Source organism: Cyanobium sp. Cruz-8D1 (genome assembly GCF_024345975.1).
Classification (GTDB): Bacteria; Cyanobacteriota; Cyanobacteriia; order PCC-6307; family Cyanobiaceae; genus Cyanobium.
In genome coordinates this window covers 101848-125511 of the sequence record NZ_JAGQCD010000006.1, presented here as the reverse complement: position 1 = coordinate 125511, position 23664 = coordinate 101848, and the positions used below count along the sequence as shown (strand labels likewise).

Genomic DNA, 23664 nt, shown 5'->3' with positions numbered 1-23664 from the left:
GCGAACCACCAGATCTGGTGCCCCGCCTATCGGGCCGCCTGGAGGTTGGGGCAAGGTGCGGCCCACAGGCTCTGGAGCTTGGTGGCCTGATCGGTGTCGCCCTTGGCGCTGAGCTGGTTCACCGTCAACTGAATGCGTTCGCAGTCAACCTGCTTCTCCAGCTTGGCTCGCTGGGTGCGCAGCTCCTGAAGCTCCCGTTCCGCCTGCTGGCGCTTGGCCTGCTGCACGCCGTCAGCCACCTCAAGGCGGCTTGCCCCCGCGTCCATCTCCTTGAGCTGCAGCTGGAGAGCGGCCTCCCGCTGCGAGGCGGACTCCAATTCATTGTGGAGGGCCAATTCGCCCTGCATCCGTTGCATCGATTCCCGGTTGGCCTGATCCTGGGCGGCCTGGACCCGGGCCTCGGCCTGAAGCCGTTGCTGATGCTGCTTGTTGAGGATGGCGAAACCGGCCACCATCAACACCACCGCTGACAGCACGGCCAGCCAAGTCCTGTTCTGCCGATTCGAAAGGTTGGGGTTATCCATACGTCTCTCTAGTCAGGCCGCAGGGCACCGTTGGCCGATCGATGCGGCGGATCCGTGGCCGATGGGATGCAACGGCCTGGCTAGGCCCGGGGACTCCGCCCTAGGGGGCGGCCCATGTGCATCCATCGTCAGTGAAGGCATCAAGGTCATCCACGAACTTGAAGACCCTTCCATCCTTGCGGATGTATCGAAAGTCATCGATGATGGCACCTTGATTGACATAGACATAGCGTCCTCCCGATCCATTGGGGGACATTTCAATCCACTGGGTTTCAAACTCCGATGGTCTTCCTCCGTACACCCTTCTCAATTCAGTCACCTTCAACAACTTCAGGGGAATGCGCCCACTGCCGCCCTGGTAAAGAACGTAGCCCCTGTCATTGCTGTCAGACAAAATGCCGAGCTGCAGTCTCAGGGGAGTTGTGAGGCCAATGGATCTCAGACAGCGGACATGGCCCTGATCCGCCCAGACGGCAGGTGCCGCGACGATCAAGAGCAGCAGGACGGCCAGGCGTCGCTTCATCCGTGGCTCCTTGGCGATGGAACGCTGCATCCATTCCGTTCGACGGGTCTGGAGACGTGCTGGTGGGCGACCTTCCATTGGCCACTCCGCTTGCACAGGCAGAAGGTGATGCGCACGGTATCGCTGAATGTCTGTCCGTCGGGGAGTGTGCCCCCGCACTGGAGCAGGCCGAAGGCATAGGCCACATCCGCTCCGGCCTCAACAGCGAGATCCTGCAAGGCGAACTGCACCGCGCCCCGGACGTCCGGCTGCCAGGACTCCCAGCTGTCCCGGTACTGCGCCGCCGAGGTGTACCGCAGCGGCGAGAGGACATCGAAGATCACCAGATCGTCCTGATGGTGGGCGAGAACGTCGTCCTGCCGGCCGTCCCGTGTGGCCTCGGCCCACTGATCGAGCACGTTTCGAATCGCCGCTTCGTTCGCATGCATGGTCGGCGATGCCCGATCAGCACAACCCTAGGCACAAGCCTCCAGGCCCCTCCGGCTGAGGGGTGAGCCCTGCTCAGGCCACCAGCTCCGCCGCAGGCCGAGATTGCATCACAAGCGCCGCCTGTTCGTACTGGTGGGCGACCTGCAGCAGCTTCGCCTCCTCAAGAACGCCGGTGATCAGCTGCAGGCCGATCGGCAGGCCCTGGGCGTCGAAGCCGCAGGGCACGCTGATGGCGGGCAGTCCGGCCAGGTTGGCAGGGATGGTGAGCAGGTCGGCCAGGTACATGGCCAGGGGGTCGCCGGCGTGGGCGCCGCTGGGGAAGGCGGTGGTGGGCGAGGTGGGGGTCAGCAGCACGTCGACGGTCTCGAAGGCGCGGTCGAAATCGCGGCGGATCAAGGTGCGCACCTGCTGGGCCTTGCGGTAGTAGGCGTCCACATAGCCGGCGGAAAGGGCATAGGTGCCGATCAGGATGCGCCGCTGCACCTCCTCGCCGAAGCCGCTGGCCCGGCTGCGGGCGGTCATCGCCGCCAGGCCATCGCTGCCGACTTCGGTGGCCGGTGCCCGGAAGCCATACTTGACGCCGTCATAACGGGCCAGGTTGGCGGAGGCCTCCGAGGGGGCAATCACGTAGTAGGTGGCGATGCCGTCGTTGAAGCGGGGGCAGCTCACATCCACCAGCTCACAGCCCAGGGCCTCCAGCTGGGCGGCGGCCGCCAGCACCGAGGCCTTCACCGCGGGATCCAGACCCTCCTGGTCGAAGCACTCGCGGATCAGCCCCACCCGCAGCCCGGCGATGGGCGTCTCCAGCTGGGCGGCGTAATCGGGCACCGGCGCCTTCAGGCAGGTGGCATCACGGGGATCCTCCCCGGCGATCACCTGCAACAGCTCGGCGGCATCGGCGACGCTGCTGCTGAACGGACCCACCTGATCGAGGGAGGAAGCGAAGGCCACCAGTCCCCAGCGGCTCACCCGGCCGTAGGTGGGCTTGAGACCCACCACACCGCAGAAGCTGGCGGGCTGGCGGATCGAGCCGCCGGTGTCGGAGCCCAGGGCGCCGATGCACTCACCGGCGGCCACGGCCGCCGCGCTGCCACCGGAACTGCCCCCGGGCACCCGATCCGGGTTCCAGGGGTTGCGGCTGGCGCCGAAGGCCGAGGTCTCGGTGGAGCTGCCCATGGCGAACTCATCGAGATTGGTCTTGCCCAGCAGGACAGCACCGGCCTGCCAGAGCCGCTTGGTCACCGTGGACTCGTAGGGGGGAACGAAGTTCTCCAGCATGCGGCTGGAGCAGGTCGTGCGGATCCCCTTGGTGCAGAGGTTGTCCTTGATGGCCAGGGGGATGCCGGCCAGGGGGGGCAGGGGCTCGCCCGCCGCCCGGGCCGCATCGATGCGGTCGGCATCAGCCCTGGCCCGCTCGCTGGTCACCTCCAGGAAGGCATGCACGGTGGGGTCCACCGCCGCGATGCGCGCCAGGTGGCGATCCGTGAGCTCCCGGGCCGACACCTCGCCCAACCGAAGCTGCTCCCGCCATTCGGCGATGCCCATCCAACCGCTAGCCAGCTGCGATGGACGCTATCAGTCGGCCAGAATCAGTCGGCCAGATCTGCGGATTCGGTGAAGGGTTCGCTGCGGCCGGTGCGCAGGCACTGGTGCTCCAGGGAGGCCGGTGACTCCGCCCGCAGATCGTCGAGGAAGGCGGGCAGAGCCCGCTCCAGCGTCTGCCGGCGCACAAACGGGCCGAACCAGTACACCGCGTCGGGGGAGCGGGTTTCCACCCGCGCCCACCAGGCCAGGCCCAACCCATTGGCGATGCCGCGCGTGGGCCAGAGCAGTGGATTCATGGAGGAGGGGTGGCGTTGTAGCCATTCTGGGGGGCGGCTGGGGCCAGCCCCCCGGCGGAATCAGAGGCGGATGTCACCCTCGAAGCCTGGGGCGTTCACGGGCAGGTAGGGAAGCGTCTCCAGGGAGTCCTCCTGGGGAGATTCCAGAGGGGGCCCAGCGAGCGTCCCGCTGGCGGTCGGCTCGGCCATCGCCTCCATTGCGCTGTCCACGGTCGGTTCCGGCTCACTGTCTCCAGGTGATTCCTGGTGCTGCCAGACGGGCGGCTCGGTAGGGGCTTCGATCGCGGTGGCTTCGATGGCGGTGGCTTCAAACTCCACGGGCTGGAGGTCCTCGGACTCAAACGGCAGATCGTCGCTGGATGGCTCTGGAGTCGCGACCTCCAGGGTGGTGGCTTCGGGCCCATCCTGGATTGGCCGCTCAGGCTCGCTCGGCAGCTCGGGATCGGGCGGCGCCGGCATCGAGGGGCGCACAATCCTGGGGGCGGGCGCGGTGCCCGTCAGGCCCCGCATCCAGCCGCGACGGGCCACTTCATAGAGCAGCAGCGCCGTGGCCACCGAGGCGTTCAGGCTCGGGGTGGCGCCCCGCAGGGGGATACGCACCAGCTGGTCGCAGGAACGGCGTGTCAGCAGCGACAGGCCATCCCCTTCCGAACCGGTGACCACCACCAGGGGGCCCTTCAGGTCCACCTCCTCCAGGCTGACTGTGCCCTCCTCCGCCAGACCCACCACCCGGTAACCCTCCTGTTTGAGGGTGTCCAGGGAGCGATTGAGGTTGACCACCCGGGCCACTGGCAGATGCTCCAGGGCCCCGGCGGCCACCTTGGCCACCGAGCCGGTAAGGCCGGCGTTGCGGCGTTGGGGCAGCACCATGCCGTGGGCACCGAGGGCCTCGGCGCTGCGGACGATGGCCCCGAGGTTCTGGGGATCGGTGAGGCCATCGACAGCGATCAGCAGGGGGGCCTCACCGATCAAGCGGCAGCCTTCGATCAGGCTGGTCAGGTCGAGGGTCTCGGCAGCGGCGGGCTGCAGCACGATGCCCTGGTGCACCGCGCCACCGGTGAGCTGGCCCAGGCGCGCCCAGGTCACCTCCTCCACCAGCACGCCGGAGGACTTCGCCTCCCGCAGCAGCTGCAGGAAACGCGGGTTGAAACGCATCTCGGGCGTGCACCACACCCGGTGGATCGGCCGGCCGCTCTCCAGGCTGGCCTGGGTCGTGTGGCGGCCCCAGATCAGGTCACTGGGGGCGGCGGCGGCAAACGCGTCGGCGGCGCCACGGAAATCGACATCGGAGCCGTCGGACTCCGGCCGATCCGGACCACGGCGTCCCTGGAAGGTTCGTGGGGCCTGGTCGGCGTCCCGGAACAGCGCTGGTCCGCGGCGGGCCGGAGCCGACCGCGACGGGATGGGACGGCCGGAGCTCGGTCGTCCGGCCCCACCGCGGCCTGGGACGGGGCGGCCGAAGGAGGGGCGGGCGGGAATGATGCGATCACCTCCGCGCCGTTCGCGGGTCGGACGACCGGCGCCGCCGCCGGAGTTGTCGGGGCGATCGGCACCGGGGCGGCCTTCGTAGGGGCGCCGGCCGTAGGGGTTGCCGGCCGCACGGTCGGGGCCACCCGGCCGCTCGCCAGCGCGCTCGCCACCTCGCTCGCCGCCCCGTTCCCGCTCAAAGGGGGGCTTGTCACGGCCATAGGCCTCGCCGGGGCGACGGGGGCGGGCGGTGCCGGAACCGCGGCTGATGGGGCGGCCACCGGCGCCGGAGCCGAGGCGGCGGGGGGTCCGGTCGGCACCGGAATCAGGGCGACGATCAGGACGCCGGTCGGGGCGGCGATCACCGCGGCGGTCAGGGGAGGGACTCATGGGCTGGCGGAGGGGGGACAGGGTTCGGTCTTCTCGAGATGGTCCAGCAGCTCAGCCAGCCGTCTGGGGTCCTGCAGAAAAAGCCATCCCAGCATCGTCTCAAATCCCGTGGCCTGCCCGTAAGCCCGGGGGGTGCCGCGGCGGGGACCCCGTCCCGCCTGGTTGCGGCCGCGCAGCACGAGGCGGCGCTCCGCCTCACTCAGCAGGGGATCCAGACGCCGCAGGGCTTCCGCCTGGGCTTCCGCCTGCACCTCCGCCACCACGGCCAGGTGCAGGTCGGCCGCCCGCGCCGGCTGCCGGCAGTGGCGCAGGCGCTGGTGCAGTTCCCAGACCGCATCCCCCAACCAGGCCAGCTGGGCGGTGGCCAGGGGCGTGGCTGGTGCCTGGGTGGAGACGGAAGCCAACCAGTGGCCGGGCCCCTCAGGCGGGGGCGAGGCTGCCAAGGGCGGACTCCAGATCGGGTTGCAGGTGCAGAAAAGCCTCCAGGCGCACCAACTTGACAGTCTGGACGACGCGGGCGTTGCCGACCACGAGGAACTGACGGGAGCTCTCGTTGAACAGCTTGGCCAGCTGGACCAGGGCGCCGAGTCCGGAGGAGTCGAGGAAGTCGATGCGGCTGAGGTCAATGACGACCGGGAGGTTGTCCCCCTTGTGCCGGTCGCTGATGAACTCGGTGAACTGCTTGTCGGAATAGGCGTCCAGTTGGCCCGTGAAACTGAACAGCAGGCACTCTTCCCGCCGTTCGCTGCCCCCTCTCAGGGAGACGGTCAGTCGCTGCAGGTCGGTGATGGCCCCAGTCCTCAAAGGTGTTGAACGCGTGGAACTGTAGAGACCCCTATCCCGAATCAGGGAACCGCAACGAAACATGCCGATTCAACGGCGTTCCGCCATCAGCGCCGTGAACCGGGCGAAGTGGTGGTCGGCATCGTGGGGTCCGGGGCTGGCCTCCGGGTGGTACTGGATGCCGAACACCGGCTGGCTGCGCAGGGCCAGGGCGGCCACCGTGTGGTCGTTGAGGTTGTGGTGGGTGATCCGCACCCGCTCGGCCGGCAGGGAGGCCGCCTCAAGGGCGAATCCGTGGTTCTGGCTCGTGATCTCCACCGAGCCGGGTGAGCCGCAGGGGTGGTTGAGGCCCCGGTGGCCGTAGCCGAGCTTGAAGCTGCGGCCACCCAGGGCCAGTCCGAGGATCTGGTGGCCGAGGCAGATGCCGAAGACCGGCAGCTGCGCTTGCTGCAGCAGGTCGCGGGCGAGGGCGATCCCCTCGCGTACCGCCGCCGGATCACCGGGGCCGTTGGAGAGGAACACCCCCTCCGGCTGCAGCGCCAGCACCTGGTCCAGGCTCGAGTCGGCCGGCAGCACGGTGACCTCACAGCCATGGGCCACCAGGCGCTCAAGGATGGCCCGCTTGATGCCGAAATCGATCGCTACCACCCGATAAGGACGGTCGGGACGCGGCTGGAGCCTGGTGTCGAAGCGGGCCGCGCAGGTGCGGCTCCAGGTGTAGGGCTCCTTGGTGCTGACCCTGGCCGCCAGGTTGAGGCCATCCATGGCCGGGGTGGCCAGCACCTGCTGCAGCAGGGTGGCCGGGTCGGTGCCGTCGTTGGCGATGGCACCATTAATGGCGCCCCCCTCGCGCAGGTGGCGCACGAGGGCACGGGTGTCGACACCCCGGAGGCCCACCACCCCCTGACGACTCAGCCAGTGGTCGAGGGTCTCCTCGCAACGCCAGTTGCTGGGCCGGGGGCAGAGCTGGCGGACGATGCAGCCGCGGGCATGGGCATGGTCCGCCTCCAGATCTTCGCCGTTGACGCCGGTGTTGCCGAGCTCCGGGTAGGTGAAGGTGATCAGCTGGCCGGCATAGCTCGGATCGGTGAGCACCTCCTGGTAGCCGGTCATGCCCGTGTTGAAGACCACCTCGCCGCAGACGCTGCCACGGGCCCCGCAGGCCAGGCCCCGCAGCACGGTGCCATCAGCCAGCACGAGCACAGCCGCAGCGTCGTCTGTGGTGCTGCTGGGCGCAGCCGCGTCAGTGGTGCTGCTGGGCGCAGCGGGGGCCTCCTGTGGGGTGGTCAGGGTGGCGTCGGCAGGGAACCCGATCATCCTTCAGACCCCGACAGGGCGGCCCGCAGCGCTTCCAGCCTGGCCCAGGCGCTGCCATCGGCCAGGGCCTGGTGGGCCCGGGCCAGGGCCGTGGCGATCGAGGGCTCCAGCCCCGCCGCCTTGAGCACCAGGGCGGCGTTGAGGGCCACCACATCGGCCTGGGCCCGGGTGCCCCGTCCCTGCAGGACCGACTCCAGAATCAATTGGTTGGCGGCCACATCCCCGCCCCTGAGGGCCTCCAGATCGGCGGGCGCCAGCCCCAGCTCAGCGGGATCGAGCCAGTCGCTGCGCACCACGCCGTCCTCCAGAAGACGCAGCTCACTGGGACCGGACAGGGTGGCCTCATCCAGGCCGCCATGGCCATGAACCACGATCGCGCGCCGCTGACCGAGGCGACGCAGGGCATCGGCCATCGGATCGAGCAGGTCGGGACGGGCCACCCCCAGCACCTGGGCCTCGGGAGTGAGGGGATTGACGAGCGGTCCGAGCAGGTTGAAGACGGTGCGCACGCCGAGGCTGCGGCGCAGGGGGGCCATCCCCACCAGGGCGGGGTGCCAGCCCGGGGCGAACAGGAAGGTCACGCCGGTGCGCGGCAGAGCCTCCACCACCGTCGCCAGGGGGGCCCCCAGGTGCAGTCCCAGGGCCTCGAGCACGTCGGCCGATCCGACGCGGCCACTGGCACTGCGGTTGCCGTGCTTGGCCACATGGGCCCCGCAGGCGGCCGCCGTGAAGGCCACGGCCGTGGAGATGTTGAAGCTGTCGGCACCGGCGCCACCGGTGCCGCAGGTGTCGATCAGCTCCAGCTGGGGCCGCTCCCCCGGCAGGGGACAGGCCTCCCTCAGGACGGCAGCCATCGCGGCCAGTTCCTCGCCGCTGGTGCCCTTGGCCCGCAGGGCCGCCAGCAGAGCACCCGTCAGCACCGGATCAATGGCGCCGGCCAGCCAGCCCCGCATCAAGGACTCGGCCTGGTCGGCCTGAAGGTCCTGGCCACACAGCAGCTGTTCCAGCAGCTGGGGCCAGGCGGGGAAAGCAGGCATCACCGAACGCTGAACCGTCAGCGGCAACTTAAGGGACCCCGGCCACCTGCTGGCCCAGGCCTGGTCAGGCCGCCCTCTGCCCAAAAAAAAGCCCGTGTGCAAAGCACGCGGGCCGGGTGATGGGGACGTTCCCACTATCGCCTGTGCGGAGCCGTTCTGACCAACAGACTGAAAAACGGCACTCCCAGCGTCAGCCCGCGTCGTCGGAGGCGGTGTCAAACCCGGAACCCACCGCTTCGGCCACCGGAGCAGCGCCGGGCCGGAATCCGGCCGCCCAGATGGCCCGGGTGCGGCCGTGGAGCGCCTCGGCGTCCAGACCCCAGAGTTTCAGGATCCGCTCCAGGTCGTCGCGGATGTCGGTGGCGCCAGGAAAGCCCCGATAACGCATCTGCAGCCGGGCCGCATCCACCAGGTGCTCGTCTTGTGGACGCTCCATCGCCAGGAGCCGGTCGACCGTTTCCCGGTCGCTGGCATGGAGGGGATGATTCTGGTCGTCCATGGCCCGGGCGGCCCGTGGGCCCTGGGGAGCGATGCCTAGGTTAGGGGACTCTGATGCCCCTCCCTTCCTGCATGAGCGCCCTGCGGCTGGATCTGATCGGGCGCTATCTCCGACCGCACAGGCGCACGGTGCTGGTGGGGGCCGGTGCCCTGGTGGTGGTGAACCTGCTGGGGGTGGCCATTCCTCTGGTGGTGCGGCAGACGATCAATGCGCTCAAGCCCGGCTTCGTGATGGCGGATGTGCTGGGCGTGGCCGGCCTGATCATCGTGATGGCCACGGTGATGGGAGCCACCCGCCTCTATTCGCGGATGCTCGTGTTCGGGGTGGGCCGGCAGGTGGAGGCGAGCCTGAAGGAGCGCATCTTCGACCACGTGCTCACCCAGGACCCCGGCTGGGTGCAGACCACCGGCAGCGGCGAGGTGATCAGCCGGGCCACCAGTGATGTCGAGAACATCCGGCGCCTGCTGGGCTTCGCCCTGCTCAGCCTGACCAACACGGTGCTGGCCTATGCCCTCACCCTGCCGGCGATGCTGGCGATCGACCCGCTGCTGAGCCTGGCGGCGGTATCGCTCTACCCCGGCATGTTGATGGTGGTGCGTCTGTTCGGCGGCCGCATGATGAAACAGCAGCGCCGCCAGCAGGAGGTGTTGGCCAACCTCAGCGACCTGGTCCAGGAGGACCTCAGCGGCATCGGCGCCATCAAGATCTACGGGCAGGAGGCCACCGAGGAAAAGGCCTTCGCCGACCTCAACAAGGTCTATCTCGATGCCCAGCTTTCCCTGGCCCGCACCCGCAGCACCCTTTTCCCGCTGCTGGAAGGCATCGCCTCCCTCAGCCTGCTGCTGCTGCTGGCGCTGGGCAGCGGCCAGCTGGAAAGCGGGCGGCTCAGCATCGGCGATCTGGTGGCCCTGATCCTGTTCGTGGAGCGGCTGGTCTTCCCGACCGCCCTGCTGGGCTTCACCCTCAACACCTTCCAGACCGGTCAAGTGAGCCTGGAGCGGGTGGAAGCCCTCCTCAACCACCCCCCGGCCATCGTGTCGCCCTCTGATCCGCTGCCCCCTGGGAGGCCGGCCCTTGGGGCCGTCAGGGCCAAGGGGCTCACGGTCCGTTACCCGGGGGCGGAGCGGCCGGCCCTGGAGAACCTCAGCTTCGCGATCCACCCCGGTGAGCTGGTGGCGGTGGTGGGACCGGTGGGTTGCGGCAAGACCACCCTGGCCCGGGCCCTCGGCCGGATGGTGGAGGTGCCTTCCGGCCAGCTGTTCCTCGACGGCGTCGACGTGACCAGGCTGCGACTGAGCGATCTGCGCCGGCAGGTGGCCCTGGTGCCCCAGGAGGGCTACCTGTTCACCGCCAGCCTGGCCGACAACCTGCGCTACGGCGATCCCGAAGCGGGCATGGAGCGGGTGGAGGAGGCCGCCCGCCAGGCCCGGCTGGAGGGGGACATCAAGGGCTTCCCCGATGGCTACCGCACCCTGGTGGGAGAGCGGGGCATCACCCTGAGCGGCGGCCAGCGCCAGCGCACGGCCCTGGGGCGGGCGCTGCTGGTGGAGGCCCCCCTGCTGGTGCTCGACGACGCCCTGGCCAGCGTCGACAACACCACCGCCGCGGGCATCCTGCGCTCAGTGCGCGAGGAGCAGCGGCGCACGGTGCTGATGATCAGCCACCAGCTCTCGGCCGCGGCGGCCTGCGACCGCGTCCTGGTGCTCGAAGCGGGTCACCTCGTCCAGGAGGGCCACCACACCGACTTGCTGCAGCAGGAGGGCACCTACCGCCGCCTCTGGGATCGGGAGGAAGCCGTGCGTCAGTTGCAGACCGCTTGAACCGGCTGGGCCCTTGAGGGCCGGATGGGTCACCTGGTTTCAAACAGATGTTGAGTTACTCGGTCCAGGGACCATGGCTGGGCTTACCTGGAAAGGTCGTGGTTTCATCACCGCCTGCCACGCCGTCCCCATGGCCCCCACCCCGTCACCCCTCAGCCAGCCGCTCAACGTTCGCTGCACCCTGACCTTCGGCGACATCTACGCCCAGGTCCTGATCTGGATGGCCGTGATCTTTGTGAGCCTGGCGGCGGGTCTGGCCCTGATGGGGGCGAGCCGTCCCCTGTTCGCCCTGGTGGGGGTGGGCCTGATCCTGGTGCTGTCGCTGCCGTTTCTGCTGTTTGCCTTCATCACCACCCTGCTGAACCACATCGCCCTGGTGCCGCAACAGGATCATCAGGGCGCTTCCTAGGGTTGGAGTCCTGACGGCAACAACCTTGTTCGGCCTCTTCAACAGCCCCTCGAGCGACAGCAGCAACCCGGCCCCTGACAACGGCGCCACGCTGGCCGCAGGAACCCACGCGGTTCTCGGCACCCCCCTGGCGGCCCCAGTGGTGGCGGGCCAGGCGGAAGCCCAGTTCGGCTGCGGCTGCTTCTGGGGAGCGGAGAAGGGCTTCTGGCGGCTTCCCGGAGTGATCACCACCGCGGTGGGCTACGCCGGTGGCCAGCTCGCCTCCCCCAGCTACGAGCAGGTCTGCAGCGGCCGCAGCGGCCACGCCGAGGTGGTGCGGGTGGTGTGGGACACCGCCCGGATCTCCTTCGCCGATCTGCTCAAGCTCTTCTGGGAGTGCCACGACCCCACCCAGGGCAACCGCCAGGGAAACGATCGGGGCAGCCAGTACCGATCCGCCATCTTCGTGGACGACCCCACGCTGCTGGCCCTCGCCGAAGCCAGCCGCCAGGCGTACCAGGAGGCCCTCGATAGCGCCGGCGCGGGAAGGATCACCACCGAGATCGGCTCCGGCAGACGTTTCCACGTCGCTGAGCCCTACCACCAGCAGTACTTGGCCAAGCCCGGAAGCCGTCCTTACTGCTCCGCCCAGCCCACGGGCCTCAGCCTCGGCACGTATCCCGGTGCCAGCTACCTCCTTCCCGCCTCCGTGTGGGAAAGCTATGACTGGGCCATCCCCCATTGCGTCCTTCGCGGCGACAATGCGCCGATCGCCCTCGTCTGACCGCTACTCCCATGGCCGCCCCACCGCTGCTCGCGCTCGGACTCCTGCCTCTGCTGGCGATGCAGTCCCCCTGGTGGGAGAACTACGACGTTCGGGAACGCTTCCTCTGCGGTGATCGCGTCTCCGTGGTGCTGGAGCGCAACGCCTCCCAGGCCTCGCTGATCGCTGGCCGCTCCCGGTCCACCCTGTTCCGGGAGGAATCGGAGGCTCCGGGCCTTCGCTACCAGAACGAAAGCCTGCGGGTGATCCTGCGCGGCGATGAGCTCACCCTCGAACAGCTGCCCAGTCGTCGGATCTGCGTACGCAGCGAACAGGTATGAAGCCCCTCTCCGATCGGGTGGTGATCGTGGCCCTGATCGCCGCCGTCGGGATCTGTTTTGCCCTGGCCTTCTGGACGGTGCGGCTGAACCCCTCCGGGCAGCCCCCTCTGCAGTGGCGCCAGGGGCCGAGCGTCTCGGTGCCATCGCTGCTTTCGTGAACGACCCCACCGAGGATCTGGATCAGGATCAGCCGAGGCGCCAGCTGCATCCGCTGCCCAAGGGGCTGGTCGAGCTCTATGGCCTGCTGGCGGTGTTGTTCGTGCTGGTGCCGGAGTGGATGGCCGGCAGCGCCCTGAAGGGCTTCAGGGAGGGCCGGGAAGGCTCCGAACTGCCCCTGCCGTCGATGGCCTGGCAGCGGTTGCCTGAGCTGCAGCTGGCCACGATGGGACTGGCGGAGCTGCGGCTGATGGCGCGCCGCGAGCGCCTCTGTGGCTACACGGTCATGGGGCGCCAACGGCTCACGAACCGCCTGATGCGGCGGCTGTCCAGGCGTCGCAGAACCCCAAGGACGCTGTGATAGCTTCATCCCGCCGGGGCGTAGCGCAGCTTGGTAGCGCACCACTTTGGGGTAGTGGGGGTCGTGGGTTCGAATCCCGCCGCTCCGATTCAGCCGGCCCACCAAACGTTCTACTAAGGCGTTGGTCGGTTCCTTTTCTGTCAGCTGATCCCATCAGCTGATTTTTTTTGGCCTGCAGGCCTGGCTGGAGCCTGGGCCAACGTCAGTGGAGTCTGGTGGCGACGTTGAAGCGCACCAGCCAGAGATTGACCCGCCGGCGCAGCCGGGGTGGCACCTCCTGCACCAGCTGAAACAGCTCCTGGGACGCCAGCCGGCGCAGGGCGCGGACGTCGACCCGCCAGAGGGCCTCCGCCTCCCGGATCAGCCGTGCCCAGGTGCGGGCTGTCTGCCAGCGGCGCACGCGGTGCTGCGCGGGTTCAGCGCCATCACCGGAGCTGGTTGGCAGCCGGGTGACCATGACGGCGACGCCGGAAGAACACCCCAAGGGTGGGGAGGCAGCGAGGAAGCGCCCCGTATCCCCGGTTCTGCTTCAACCATCGAAACAAAAACGGAAGATCCGGCGCCGGCCTCAGGCGCTGCGGGCCAGGCCTTCGACAGGCGAAGGCTCAGGCATCAACTGGACGGGAAAGGCCAGTGCCTCTGCCTCCCGCCGGCTGAGACGGCGGCTCCAGGCCTTTGGCACCGCTTCGTTCCAGCGGAAACCAGCTTCCCGGGCGCGGTGACGCTCGGCGTAGGGAAGCTCCGCCCGGTAGAGGCTGCGGGGCTCCAGGGCGGCCTGCAGCAGCGCCTCGAGGTCGGTGCAGCGCTCAAACACCTGGGCCAGGTAGATGCAGTCGGTCAGGGCCCGATGGGCCGCCCAGACCGGCACCCCGTAGGCCAGGGCCAGATCACGGACCGAAGGGGTGCTGCGCAACTGGCGCTCGGACGGCCAGCGGATGTCCTCCATCGAGCAGATCCAGGGGCGATCCAGCACCGGCAAGGGCCCCAGGCCGAACCACTGCCGATCGAAGGCGACGTTGTGGGCGACCAAGGCGTCACAGGCGCCGACCATGGCCCGGAAGCAAGCCAGGGCCTCCTGCCAGGGCTGCTCCAGCCGCGTCACCACGGCAGGGATGCCGTTGATGCCCTCGGCGGCGTTACCGGCGCAGGGCATCAGGAAGGAGACCTGGGTCAGCACGGCCCGCTGGGGCACATGGAACAGAATCGCCCCTACCTCGATGCACTGGCCCTGGAGGGTGGAGAGCCCGGTGGTCTCCGTGTCAAGGATCAACAGGGTCTCGGGAACCCGGGGCAGGGCCTGCGGCGGGCGGCCGGCGCAGACGGGCAGGGAGAGGGGGGCCGGCCGGGAAGGCTCGGCTGGGGCCGGATCCGGAGCTGACACCCGTTTTGGAGCCGGGGTGGCGGGCACCGGGGCCGCCACTCCCAGCAGATCGTTCTGTTGCCAGAGACCGGGTTGCTCCTGCATCGGGCGCCGTCCGCACGCCCCCCATCGTCGCAACCCGGGCAAGGCCTCGCCGGTTTCGCGCTTCCTAGGCTGGAGAGGTCCCGCCGTTTCTCCGCTTTCGTGGCTCCAGCCCTCGCCCCCGGCGACACCGCCCCCCTGATCGCTCTCCACGACCAGGACGGCACGGAACGGCGCAGCGACCAGCTGGACGGCAAAGCCCTGGTGCTGTTCTTCTATCCCAAGGACGACACCCCCGGCTGCACCATGGAGGCCTGCGCCTTTCGGGACAGCTACGCCGACCTGCAGGAGCTCGGGGCCGCGGTGTGGGGGGTCAGCGGCGACGATGCCGCCAGCCACCGGCGCTTCGCCAACCGCCACCGGCTGCCGTTTCCGTTGCTGGTGGATGGCGGCAACCGGCTGCGCAAGGCCTTCGGCGTCCCCAGCGTGCTGGGCCTGCTGCCCGGCAGGGTCACCTACGTCATCGATGGCCAGGGGGTGGTTCGCCACGTCTTCAACAACCTGCTCGATGGCCCGGCCCACCGGCGCGAGGCCCTGGAGGCCCTGCGTGGCCTCCAGGCCTCCTGAGCCGCGCCGCGATCCGTAGGGGGGGAACGAAACCGTGACGCCATGGCGACAGCAGGGGGAGCTCTGGACGCTGGAGCCCACGGGCCGGCCCCGGGGGCTGATCGAATTCATCGGTGGCAGCTACCTGGCCGCCACCCCCCAGCTGAGCTACCGGCGCTTTCTTGAGGCCCTGGCCACCAGGGGCTGGCGGATCCATGCCTGGAGCTACGTGCCCGGCTTCGACCACCAGTCCCAGGCCAACGCCGCCTGGCGGCTGTTCCGCCAGTGGCGAGAACAACAGGCCGGCCAGCCCGAAGCCACCCTGCTGCGGCTGGGCCACAGCCTGGGCTGCAAGCTGCACCTTCTCGCCCCCGATGGCGGCCGCCGCTGCGATGGCCTGGTGGCCCTCAGCTTCAACAACTTCTCGGCCGAGCGATCGATCCCGTTCCTGGCGGAGTTGGGCCAGCAATTCCGCTTCCGCAGCGAATTCAGCCCCTCCCCGGAGGACACCCTGCTCCAGATCGGCCGCAGCTACCGCCAGCCCCGCAATCTGCTGGTGCGCTTCAGCCGCGACAGCATCGACCAGAGCGGCCGGCTGATCGGCGTGCTGCAGTCCAGGACAGGCGATGCCTCCACCCTGCTGGAGCTGCCCGGGGATCACCTCACCCCCGCCAGCGGCGGCCTGCGCAAACAGTTCCTGGGGGACTGGGCCGATGATCCGGCCCGCCAGCGGGGTATGGAGCGGCTGGCCGAGCAGATCAGCACCTGGAGCGGGGCTGCCTGAGGTCGCCCGGACGGACGCGGGGCCTCAGACCCGCAGCTGGTCGAGCACCGAACGGTCCTCCAGGGTGGAGGTGTCGCCGCTCAGCTCCTGCCCCGAGGCCAGGGAGCGCAGGATCCGGCGCATGATCTTGCCGCTGCGGGTCTTGGGCAGGGCATCGGTGAAGCGGATGATGTCGGGCCGGGCAATCGGCCCGATCTCCAGGCCCACATGCCGGCGCAGCTCGGCCTCGAGGGCCGCGTCGCCCTCCACCCCCACATCCAGGGTGACGAAGGCCACGATCCCTTCCCCCTTGAGATCGTCGGGCCGGCCCACCACCGCGGCCTCCGCCACCGACGGATGGCTCACCAGGGCCGATTCGATCTCCATCGTGCCCAGCCGGTGGCCAGAGACGTTGATCACGTCATCGACCCGTCCCATCACCCAGAAATAGCCATCGGCGTCGCGGCGGGCGCCGTCGCCGGCGAAATACAGCCAACTGCCATCGGCGGGCCGGATGTGCTCCCAGTAGCTGCTACGGAAGCGATCCGGGTCCCCGTGCACGGTGCGCATCATGCCGGGCCAGGGCCGCCGCACCGCCAGATAGCCCCCCTGGCCGGTGGGCACACTGTTGCCCTCCAGATCCACCACGTCAGCGACGATGCCGGGCAGGGGCAGGGTGGCCGAGCCGGGCTTGGTGGGGGTGGCCCCGGGCAGGGGGCTGATCATCACCCCACCGGTCTCGGTCTGCCACCAGGTGTCCACCACGGGGCAACGGTCGCCGCCGATCACATCGCGATACCACATCCAGGCCTCCGGATTGATCGGCTCGCCAACGGTGCCGAGGATGCGCAGGCTGGACATGTCGTAGCGGTCGGGCACCGCGCGGCCGTTTTTCATGAAGGCGCGGATGGCCGTAGGGGCGGTGTAGAAGATCGTCACCCGGTGCTTCTCGATCACTTCCCAGAAGGCCCCCGGCTTGGCGGGCCGCGGTGCCCCCTCGTACATGAGGGTGGTGGCGCCGTTGGAGAGGGGCCCATAGACGATGTAGCTGTGGCCGGTGATCCAGCCCACATCGGCGGTGCACCAGTGGATGTCGTCCTCGCGGATGTCGAAGATCCACTGGAAGGTGAGATGGGCCCAGAGGTTGTAGCCGGCGGTGGTATGCACCACCCCCTTGGGCTTGCCGGTGGAACCGGAGGTGTAGAGCACGAAGAGGCGGTCTTCGCTGGCCATGGGCTCGGCCGGGCAATCGGCGCTCTGGCCGTCCACCAGCTCATGCCACCAGACGTCGCGGCCGGCCTCGAAGGCGGTGGCTTCGCCGGTGCGGCGCACCACCAGCACGTGCTCGACGCTGGGGCACCCCTCATCCAGGGCCTGATCCACCGCTGGCTTGAGGGAGACGGCCTTGTCCTTGCGGAAGCCGCCGTCGGCGGTGATCACCAGCTTCACCTGGCCGTCGATCAGGCGGTCGCGCAGGGCCTCGGCGGAGAAGCCACCGAACACCACCGAGTGGGGGGCGCCGATGCGGGCGCAGGCCAGCATGGCGATGGCCGCCTCCGGCACCATCGGCATGTACAGGGCCACCAGATCCCCCTTGCCGACACCGAGGGCCTTGAGGGCATTGGCGGCGCGACAGACCTCGGCGTGCAGCTCGCGGTAGGTGAAGCGGCGCATGTCCCCCGGTTCCCCCTCCCAGATCAGGGCCGTCTTGTCGGCCCGGGGGCCCTCCAGATGGCGATCGAGGCAGTTGTAGGAAAGGTTGGTGGTGCCCCCTTCGAACCAGCGGGCGAAGGGCGGGTTGCTCCAGTCGAGCACCGTGTCGAAGGGCTCGAACCAGTGCAGCTCGCGCCGGGCCGCCTCTCCCCAGAAGCCATCGGGATCGGCCTGGGCCCGCGCCGCCAGCGCTTCGTAGGCCGCCATCGAACCAATGCGAGCCTCGGCGGCCAGCTGGGGCGGCGGATCGAACTGCCGCTGTTCCTGGAGCACCGACTCGATGGTGGGCGAGGAGTCCTGGGTCATGGCAAAGCCTGCCGAACGGGCTGGGGCATGGTGCATTCAACCGCAGACAGGCCACGCTGGAGGGACACGGCTCCCACCCCATGCCCGCCTGGCTGACGATCCTGCTGGTGATGGGCCTGGTGATCGCCGTCCTGACCCCGAGCCGGCAGCAGTTCGCCTGGTTCCTGCGGCTGCGCCGGCCCCGCTGGCTCACCTTTGAGCGCTGGATCCCACTGATCTGGTCGGTCATCTACCTCTGTTTCTACGCTGCGTCCCTGCTGCGCTGGTGGGCCGGTGGGGTGTCGGCACCGTTGGCCATGGTGGGCTTCCTGGTGCTGCTGGTGTTGGTGCAGAGCTACACGCTGCTGATCTGCCGCACCCGGCGGCTCGCCTGGGGAACGGCCGCAGGCCTGGCTGGCTGGCTCTGGGGCCTGGGCCTGGCGTTAGCGCTGCTGCCGATCTCGAGCCCCGCCAGCCTGCTGCTGGTGCCCTTCCTGCTCTGGAGCCCGGTCGGCACCTTCGTGACCTGGCGGATGCAGAAGCTGAACCGATGAGACCCCGCCGGCCCGGAGCGTCCGCCGGGCCGATCAGGGCTGCTCATCGCTGCTTGGCAAGATCGCCCGGCGGCGTTAGCCAGGGGGCGAACCCACGGGAATGGAGCGCAAGGCCATGGAGGAGCAGCCCATCACGCCCCATGCCGGCCCGACACGGGACGCCGAGGGCAACCTCACCTACGTGGGGGACGACGGTCGCCGCTATGTGGTGGGGTTGCCGCCGGACATCGATGAAGACAACGTCGAGCAGGTGATGACCCTGCTGCGGGGCGGCACTGGGCTGTTCCAGCAGATCGAGGCCCTCTGCCACCGCTGGATCGAGGAGGTGAGCGGCAGCGAGCTCGACGAGCGGGCCGCCCTGGTGCTGCTGCTCACTACCCTGGAAACCGCCCTGGAGGACCGTTACCCCGAGACCGATCCGTCCTGATGCAGGCTGGGAGCATGCCCCAGCGACCCGCCGCCTGCCTGTTCGATCTCGACGGTCTGCTGCTGGACACCGAACCCGCCCATGCCAGGGCCTGGCAAACGGTGGCCAGCCGCTTCGGTCGCCCCCTCGATGGGGCCGAGTTGCTGAGCCTGCGGGGCCGGCGGCGCCTCGACTGCGCCAGCCAGGTGCGCCAGTGGATCACGGCCGCGGGAGGCCCGCCGCTGAGCGATCAGGAGCTGCTGGCCGTGCGCCAGCCCATCGCCGAGGCCCTGCTGGTGGGCGCCCCGGCGATGCCCGGTGCCGAAGCCCTGGTGCGACGTTGCCTGGCCCTGGAGATCCCCATGGCCCTGGCCACCAGCAGCGCGCGTGCGGCGGTGGAGATCAAGGTGGCGCCCCACCCCTGGATGGCCCTGATCAGGGAACGGGTCTATGGCGATGACCCGGACCTGGGCGGCGGTAAACCCGCTCCAGATTCCTTCTTACTGGCGGCCCGACGCCTGGGGGTGGCTCCAACGGACTGCTGGGCCTTCGAGGACTCCAGTGCTGGTGTGGCCGCCGCCCTCAGTGCCGGCTGCCGCGTGCACGTCCTTCTGCCGCCAGGGGTGAGTTGCCAGGCCTACCCCGAGGGGGCGGTTTGCCTCCATTCCCTGGAAGAGGTGCGACTGGATCAGTAGAGGCGGCTGAGGACGAACTCCGGCAGGGCGCGCAGGGCGCTGCGGGGCTCTGAAGGCGGCAACCACTCAATTGCCTCGTGGGCTTCACGGGCGAAGCCCTCGGCCAGGGCGCGGGCCCGGCCGATGGCCTCGCAGCCGCGCACCATGGCCAGGGCCTGATCCAGGTCGCCGGCCTCGCAGAATTCCCGCTCGATCAGCCCGGCCAGGGCCGGCCGCTCTTCCAGGGCATAGAGCACGGGGGCCGTGAGGTAGCCCGAGGCGAGGTCGCTGGCGGCGGGCTTGCCGAGTTGCTGGTCGCTGGCGGTGAAATCGAGAATGTCGTCGACCACCTGGAACGCCAGGCCGAGCTGGCGACCAAAGCGGTAGAGAGCGTCGAGGCGTGGTTCGGTTAAGCCCGTGAGCACCCCGGCGGCCCGGGCACTGTTGGCGATAAGGGAGGCCGTCTTGCAGTAGCTCTTCTCGAGGTAGGTCTCGAAGCTCTGGCCCGTGTCGTAACGGAACAGGCCCTGGCGCACCTCGCCATCGGCCAGATCCATGATCACGCGGGACAGCAGCTTCACCACCTCGAGATCGTCGAGATTGGCAAGGTGCCAGCTGGCCTGGGCGAAGAGGAAATCACCGGCCAGCACCGCAACGCGATGGTTGAAGCGGCTGTGCACCGTGGCCACACCACGGCGGGTGGCCGCCTCGTCCACCACGTCGTCGTGGACAAGCGAAGCGGTGTGGATCATCTCGGTGATCTCCGCCAGCCGCCGATGCCGGGAGCTGAGGCCACCATCGGGGGCGATGGCCCGCGACAGCAGCAGCACGATGCCCGGCCGTATGCGCTTTCCACCGGCCGCGAACAGGTGCTCGGCGGCGGCCTGAAGAATCGGATGGCCGGCGCCGATCAGGCTGCGCAGGTCGGCCAGCAGGGCATCGAGGTCGGACTCCACCGGCTGGAGCAACTCTGCAACCGTCGCCACGTCACCTCCACGATGAAGCGATCCTAGGGGCCGTGACTCAATAGGCGCGGGTGGGCGACTGCAGGCTGACGCTGCGCACCGCCGGCCGGCTTCCCAGCCAGGCGGCGGCAGCGGTGGCGAAGGCCTCGGCGGGCCCGGTGACACAGAAACGGGTGCGCTCCAGGGGCGGACGCACCGACTCCACCGCCTGGTCCACTTCGGGGGAATCGCCAAGGCTGGCCAGCAAGGGCCCGAGGCGCTGGGCAGCCGCCAGGGCCGGGTCCACCAGTTGCACGTCGGGGGGGAGCAGGTCGGCCAGCAGGGCCCGCAGCAGCGGGTAGTGGGTGCAGCCCAGCACGATGGTGTCCACCTCCGCCTCCAGCAACGGGGCCAGGTAGGCGGCGGCGGCGGCGCGCAGCTCGGGGGCCTGCAGGTCGCCGGCTTCGATCAGGGGCACGAAGGCGGGGCAACCCATTTCCAGCACCCTGGCCGAGGGTCGGCAGGCCTGGATCGAACGCCGGTAGGCGCCACTGGCGGCGGTGGCCGGGGTGGCCAGGACCCCGACGTGGTCGCTGGTGAGTTCGCTGGCCAGGCTGTCGATCAGGCCCACCACCGGCACCCCGGCTTCGGCCACGGCCACGTCGAGCGCCAGGGCATTGGAGGTGTTGCAGGCCATCACCAGCACCCCCACCCCCTGCAACCGCAGCCAGTGCACCACCTCCGAAGCGATCGCCCGGATCTCTTCGTTCGACCGTTGTCCGTAGGGAACCCGGGCCGTGTCCCCCAGGTAGAGGCAGGGGGAGTGGGGATAGAGGGCATGGACCTGACGCAGCACCGTCAGCCCGCCGAGGCCACTGTCGAACAGACCGACGAGCAGGCTCAAGAGTCCCCCTGGAGATAGTCGAGGATCCCAGCGGTGATGGCCACGGCCATGCGGCGCCGGAAATTGGGATCGGCCAGGCGGGGAGCGTCAATGCGACCGGTGACGAAGCCCATTTCCGCCAGCGCTGCCGGCATCACCGTGCGGCGGATCACGAAGAAGCGGCCCGGCCGGGCGCCGCGGTCGGGGGTCCCCGGCGAGATCGCCATGATCCGGGACTGGATCGCCTGGGCCAGCCGCTGGGAGCTGCCCGACTGGAAATAAAACGTTTCGACCCCATTCACATCGGGGCGGGCCATGCTCAGGGCATTGGCGTGGATGCTGACGAAGACGGCGGCGTTGCTGCTGTTGGCCAGCGACACCCGCGGCGGCAGGTCAACGTCCACGTCCGAGGCGCGGGTCATCAGCACCTGCACCCCCCGGGCCTGGAGCAGCTGGGCCACCTGCAGGCTCACATCCAGGACGACATCGGCTTCCCGCAGTCCACCGATCCCGACGGCGCCCGGGTCAGGGCCCCCGTGGCCAGGGTCGATCACCACCCGAAAGCGGCCCCGGGGCACCACAGGAAGCCCATCGGGGGATAGGGGCCGGCCGGAGGTGGCCCGACCGCTGCCGCTGAAGGCGGGGCGGGTGGCACTCCAGCTGGAGGTTGGCGCGTCCATGTCCCCCTCGCCGACATTGCGGGTGAAGCCACTCAGGGGCAGCCCGGTGAGGCTCAGGCGCCAGCGGTCACGGGCGGTGCCCACCAGCCGCAGCTGGCGTGGATCCAGGCGGGTGCCAGGCCTGAATTCGAGCACCAGCCGGGTGGTGCCGGAATCGGGCCGGCCGATCCTCACTTCCCGCACCAGACCACCGACGGGCACCGAACGGCTGCGCTGGGGGGCGCCCGGTAGATCCACCCAGACCCGGGGCCCGGTGACGCCCGAACCCTCCTCGTAGAAAGCCTGCAGCCGCACCCCCGGGGAGGTGCGCAGTTCCAGCACCCCCTCCCGGCTGAGGCGCCAGGCCGACAGGGCGCTTGCCGCCTGGGCGGGCAAAGAGCCGAGCAACAGGGGCAGGCTCAGTAACCAGGCGAATCGCGCCGCACGCACTCCCATGAACACTCAGAAAAGGGCCGGATGACGGTGCTGCAGGCTCGGCATCTGGGCACGGACCCTGGCCTCATGGGCCATGTCGACCGGGGCCATCGCCAGGCCCGGCTCCACCCCCGCATCGGCCATCACGGTGCCCCACGGGTCAATCACCAGGGCATGGCCATGGGTCTGGCGGCGGCCGTAGTGGAGCCCCGTCTGGGCGGGGGCCAGGACGTAGGCGGTGTTCTCGATGGCCCGGGCCTGGAGCAGCACCTGCCAGTGGTCCTTGCCGGTGTAGGCCGTGAAAGCGGCCGGGATCATCAGCAACTGGGCCCCTGAGCCCGCCAGCTGGCGATACAGCTCGGGGAAGCGCACGTCGTAACAGATCGACAGACCAATGCGACACAGCCCCGGCACGTCGACCACGGGGGGCAGTTCGTGGCCGGGTTGCACCGTGGCGGACTCCCGGTAGGTGATGCCGTCGGGCAGGTCCACGTCGAAGAGGTGGATCTTGTCGTAGCGGGCCAGGAGCTGGCCCTCCCGGCCCACCAGTTCGGCGCGGTTGAAGGTCTGGCCTTCCCCGGCCGGCACCGGGAAGCCGCCGCCCAGCAGGGTCACCTGGTAGCGGCGAGCCATGGTGACCAGAAAGCGGCTGCAGCGCTCGGCCAGAACCGGTGCCAGCTCCAGCCGGCGGGCGTCATCGCCCATGAAGGCGAAGTTCTCGGGCAGGCCGACCAGGTCGGCGCCGCGGCGGGCCGCCAGCTCGATCAGTTCCTCGGCCGCCGCGAAATTGGCCTCCGGATCCGGGGTGCTGGTGAGTTGCAGCGCTGCTGCCAGAAAACTGCTCACCGCCAGACCGCTCCAGGACCGGCGAATCGTAAGGGACCCGCCCAAGAGGGCAAGGCGCGCCTCAACTGGCCCGCAGCACCCCGGGTTCGGCCTGGATCGGCACGATCTCCAGGCTGTCCACGGCGGCGCAGCAGGCAAAGTCGGCGTCGTGGTTGCCCAGGCCGATCAGGCGCTGGCCGTGGCTGGCGCTGCGCAGGCAGGTCTCGGTGTCATGGCGCCACTGCTGCCAGAGGGCGAGGGCCGCCAGCATCTCGTCGTTGGCGCAGCGCACCCCCATGTGGGGCGCCACCGCCAGCTCGATCGCGGCCGAAGCCACGGCCCCCGCCGCCAGGCTGTCTTCGAGGGAATAATCCCCCTCCCAGCCACTGCCCACGATCCACACCCGCAGGGCCTGGCGCTCGATCAGCCGCCTGGCCACGGCGGTGCGATTGGGCAGGCAGGCGGTGAGCAGCAGGGGCACCGCCTGGACCCGGTCGAGGGAACGGGTGCCGTTGGTGGTGCTCAGGAAAATGCGCTTGCTCTCCACCCGCTCCGGCGTGACCGCCAGGGGGGAGTTGCCGAGGTCGTAGCCCTCCACCCGCTTGCCGCCGCGCTCCCCGGCCCGCAGCCGTCGGGCGGCCGGCCAGTCGGCTGCGGCGGCTTCAAGGGCGCCGAGGTCGGCAAAGGCCTGGATCGCCTCGGCCCCGTTCTGCAGCGCCCAGGCGATGGTGGTCGTGGCCCGCAGCACGTCGATGACCACGGCCGCATCGGGACCTCCCTCCTCGGGGGAAAGCAGCGGGGGAACGGCTTCGGAGGTGTGGAAGTAGGAGAGCAGCACGGGACGCGATCGCTACGGGGGTGCGTCACAGTAGGCAG

At 69.6% G+C, this 23664-nt stretch carries 30 protein-coding genes and 1 tRNA gene; 12 read left to right on the top strand and 19 right to left on the bottom strand.

Annotation, left to right across the window (positions count from 1 at the left end; genetic code table 11):
* Positions 1-26 precede the first annotated feature (26 nt).
* The 11 genes from KBZ33_RS05970 to KBZ33_RS05920 form a co-directional block, all read right to left on the bottom strand.
* Entirely contained in the window at positions 27-476 is a 450-nt protein-coding gene (locus tag KBZ33_RS05970; protein WP_254951174.1) for a hypothetical protein, read from the bottom strand.
* Between the two features lie 148 nt (positions 477-624).
* Positions 625-1077: a hypothetical protein gene (locus KBZ33_RS05965; RefSeq protein ID WP_255011594.1), complete on the bottom strand. Its 453-nt coding sequence runs from the start codon at positions 1075-1077 to the stop codon at positions 625-627.
* Positions 1044-1475 carry a nuclear transport factor 2 family protein gene (locus tag KBZ33_RS05960; RefSeq protein ID WP_254951178.1) on the bottom strand — a complete coding sequence of 144 codons (432 nt, stop codon included), beginning with the start codon at positions 1473-1475 and terminating at the stop codon, positions 1044-1046. Before KBZ33_RS05960 ends, KBZ33_RS05965 begins: the two co-directional genes overlap by 34 nt.
* Before the next feature lie 73 nt (positions 1476-1548).
* A complete protein-coding gene (gene gatA / locus KBZ33_RS05955; RefSeq protein WP_254951180.1) occupies positions 1549-3021 on the bottom strand; it encodes an Asp-tRNA(Asn)/Glu-tRNA(Gln) amidotransferase subunit GatA in 1473 nt (490 codons plus the stop codon).
* A gap of 44 nt (positions 3022-3065) precedes the next feature.
* Complete coding sequence (locus tag KBZ33_RS05950; RefSeq protein WP_254951182.1) at positions 3066-3317, bottom strand: DUF1816 domain-containing protein; 252 nt, start codon at positions 3315-3317, stop codon at positions 3066-3068.
* A 60-nt stretch (positions 3318-3377) separates the two neighbouring features.
* Entirely contained in the window at positions 3378-5174 is a 1797-nt protein-coding gene (rlmB, locus tag KBZ33_RS05945) for a 23S rRNA (guanosine(2251)-2'-O)-methyltransferase RlmB (protein ID WP_254951184.1), read from the bottom strand.
* Complete coding sequence (locus KBZ33_RS05940) at positions 5171-5578, bottom strand: Mini-ribonuclease 3 (protein ID WP_254951386.1); 408 nt, start codon at positions 5576-5578, stop codon at positions 5171-5173. Before KBZ33_RS05940 ends, rlmB begins: the two co-directional genes overlap by 4 nt.
* Before the next feature lie 16 nt (positions 5579-5594).
* Positions 5595-5978, bottom strand: coding sequence for an STAS domain-containing protein (locus tag KBZ33_RS05935; protein WP_255011592.1), 384 nt, complete (start codon positions 5976-5978; stop codon positions 5595-5597).
* Between the two features lie 69 nt (positions 5979-6047).
* Positions 6048-7274, bottom strand: a complete 1227-nt coding sequence (gene carA / locus KBZ33_RS05930; protein WP_254951188.1) for a glutamine-hydrolyzing carbamoyl-phosphate synthase small subunit — start codon at positions 7272-7274, stop codon at positions 6048-6050.
* The gene (trpD, locus tag KBZ33_RS05925) at positions 7271-8311 is read right to left on the bottom strand and encodes an anthranilate phosphoribosyltransferase (protein ID WP_254951190.1); all 1041 of its coding nucleotides are present in this window, start codon (positions 8309-8311) and stop codon (positions 7271-7273) included. The genes carA and trpD overlap by 4 nt, the downstream gene beginning before the upstream one ends.
* A gap of 190 nt (positions 8312-8501) precedes the next feature.
* Positions 8502-8810 carry a DUF3288 family protein gene (locus KBZ33_RS05920; RefSeq protein ID WP_254951192.1) on the bottom strand — a complete coding sequence of 103 codons (309 nt, stop codon included), beginning with the start codon at positions 8808-8810 and terminating at the stop codon, positions 8502-8504.
* A 71-nt stretch (positions 8811-8881) separates the two neighbouring features.
* Between KBZ33_RS05920 and KBZ33_RS05915 the strand changes: the two genes are divergently transcribed.
* The 7 genes from KBZ33_RS05915 to KBZ33_RS05885 all read left to right on the top strand — a co-directional run bounded on the left by KBZ33_RS05915 (position 8882) and on the right by KBZ33_RS05885 (position 12727).
* Entirely contained in the window at positions 8882-10630 is a 1749-nt protein-coding gene (locus tag KBZ33_RS05915; protein ID WP_254951388.1) for an ABC transporter ATP-binding protein, read from the top strand.
* 130 nt (positions 10631-10760) lie between these two features.
* On the top strand, positions 10761-11039 hold the full coding sequence (locus KBZ33_RS05910) for a hypothetical protein (protein WP_254951194.1): 279 nt from the start codon (positions 10761-10763) through the stop codon (positions 11037-11039).
* A gap of 25 nt (positions 11040-11064) precedes the next feature.
* Positions 11065-11802 carry a peptide-methionine (S)-S-oxide reductase MsrA gene (msrA, locus tag KBZ33_RS05905; RefSeq protein ID WP_396108040.1) on the top strand — a complete coding sequence of 246 codons (738 nt, stop codon included), beginning with the start codon at positions 11065-11067 and terminating at the stop codon, positions 11800-11802.
* An 11-nt stretch (positions 11803-11813) separates the two neighbouring features.
* Complete coding sequence (locus KBZ33_RS05900; protein WP_254951196.1) at positions 11814-12122, top strand: MliC family protein; 309 nt, start codon at positions 11814-11816, stop codon at positions 12120-12122.
* Entirely contained in the window at positions 12119-12280 is a 162-nt protein-coding gene (locus KBZ33_RS05895; protein ID WP_254951198.1) for a hypothetical protein, read from the top strand. Before KBZ33_RS05900 ends, KBZ33_RS05895 begins: the two co-directional genes overlap by 4 nt.
* Positions 12277-12639 carry a hypothetical protein gene (locus KBZ33_RS05890; protein WP_254951200.1) on the top strand — a complete coding sequence of 121 codons (363 nt, stop codon included), beginning with the start codon at positions 12277-12279 and terminating at the stop codon, positions 12637-12639. The genes KBZ33_RS05895 and KBZ33_RS05890 overlap by 4 nt, the downstream gene beginning before the upstream one ends.
* A 14-nt stretch (positions 12640-12653) precedes the next feature.
* Positions 12654-12727: transfer RNA gene (locus KBZ33_RS05885), tRNA-Pro, on the top strand.
* A 114-nt stretch (positions 12728-12841) separates the two neighbouring features.
* Here KBZ33_RS05885 and KBZ33_RS05880 read toward each other — a convergent pair.
* Positions 12842-13096: a hypothetical protein gene (locus KBZ33_RS05880; protein WP_254951202.1), complete on the bottom strand. Its 255-nt coding sequence runs from the start codon at positions 13094-13096 to the stop codon at positions 12842-12844.
* A 111-nt stretch (positions 13097-13207) separates the two neighbouring features.
* Complete coding sequence (locus KBZ33_RS05875) at positions 13208-14104, bottom strand: 3'-5' exonuclease (protein ID WP_254951203.1); 897 nt, start codon at positions 14102-14104, stop codon at positions 13208-13210.
* Positions 14105-14203: 99 nt separating this feature from the next.
* On the opposite strand from KBZ33_RS05875, the gene KBZ33_RS05870 reads away from it, so the two are divergent.
* Entirely contained in the window at positions 14204-14668 is a 465-nt protein-coding gene (locus KBZ33_RS05870; RefSeq protein ID WP_254951205.1) for a peroxiredoxin, read from the top strand.
* 34 nt (positions 14669-14702) lie between these two features.
* Positions 14703-15431, top strand: a complete 729-nt coding sequence (locus KBZ33_RS05865; RefSeq protein WP_254951207.1) for a DUF1350 family protein — start codon at positions 14703-14705, stop codon at positions 15429-15431.
* A gap of 24 nt (positions 15432-15455) precedes the next feature.
* On the opposite strand, the gene acs is transcribed toward KBZ33_RS05865, so the two are convergent.
* Positions 15456-17429 carry an acetate--CoA ligase gene (gene acs / locus KBZ33_RS05860; RefSeq protein ID WP_254951209.1) on the bottom strand — a complete coding sequence of 658 codons (1974 nt, stop codon included), beginning with the start codon at positions 17427-17429 and terminating at the stop codon, positions 15456-15458.
* Positions 17430-17509: 80 nt separating this feature from the next.
* On the opposite strand from acs, the gene KBZ33_RS05855 reads away from it, so the two are divergent.
* The 3 genes from KBZ33_RS05855 to KBZ33_RS05845 all read left to right on the top strand — a co-directional run bounded on the left by KBZ33_RS05855 (position 17510) and on the right by KBZ33_RS05845 (position 19063).
* A complete protein-coding gene (locus KBZ33_RS05855) occupies positions 17510-17962 on the top strand; it encodes a tryptophan-rich sensory protein (protein WP_254951211.1) in 453 nt (150 codons plus the stop codon).
* 100 nt (positions 17963-18062) lie between these two features.
* A complete protein-coding gene (locus KBZ33_RS05850; protein ID WP_396108036.1) occupies positions 18063-18389 on the top strand; it encodes a hypothetical protein in 327 nt (108 codons plus the stop codon).
* Between the two features lie 14 nt (positions 18390-18403).
* On the top strand, positions 18404-19063 hold the full coding sequence (locus KBZ33_RS05845; RefSeq protein ID WP_254951214.1) for an HAD family phosphatase: 660 nt from the start codon (positions 18404-18406) through the stop codon (positions 19061-19063).
* On the opposite strand, the gene sds is transcribed toward KBZ33_RS05845, so the two are convergent.
* From sds to KBZ33_RS05820, 5 genes are all read right to left on the bottom strand, one after another.
* Positions 19057-20028: a solanesyl diphosphate synthase gene (gene sds / locus KBZ33_RS05840; RefSeq protein ID WP_254951216.1), complete on the bottom strand. Its 972-nt coding sequence runs from the start codon at positions 20026-20028 to the stop codon at positions 19057-19059. The two genes, KBZ33_RS05845 and sds, sit on opposite strands and share 7 nt — an antisense overlap.
* A 37-nt stretch (positions 20029-20065) precedes the next feature.
* The gene (murI, locus tag KBZ33_RS05835; RefSeq protein ID WP_254951218.1) at positions 20066-20890 is read right to left on the bottom strand and encodes a glutamate racemase; all 825 of its coding nucleotides are present in this window, start codon (positions 20888-20890) and stop codon (positions 20066-20068) included.
* Positions 20887-21984: an N-acetylmuramoyl-L-alanine amidase gene (locus KBZ33_RS05830; RefSeq protein ID WP_254951220.1), complete on the bottom strand. Its 1098-nt coding sequence runs from the start codon at positions 21982-21984 to the stop codon at positions 20887-20889. Before KBZ33_RS05830 ends, murI begins: the two co-directional genes overlap by 4 nt.
* A 6-nt stretch (positions 21985-21990) precedes the next feature.
* Positions 21991-22809, bottom strand: coding sequence for a carbon-nitrogen hydrolase family protein (locus KBZ33_RS05825; RefSeq protein ID WP_254951222.1), 819 nt, complete (start codon positions 22807-22809; stop codon positions 21991-21993).
* Positions 22810-22870: 61 nt separating this feature from the next.
* Positions 22871-23626 carry a 2-phosphosulfolactate phosphatase family protein gene (locus tag KBZ33_RS05820; RefSeq protein ID WP_254951223.1) on the bottom strand — a complete coding sequence of 252 codons (756 nt, stop codon included), beginning with the start codon at positions 23624-23626 and terminating at the stop codon, positions 22871-22873.
* Positions 23627-23664 lie beyond the last annotated feature (38 nt).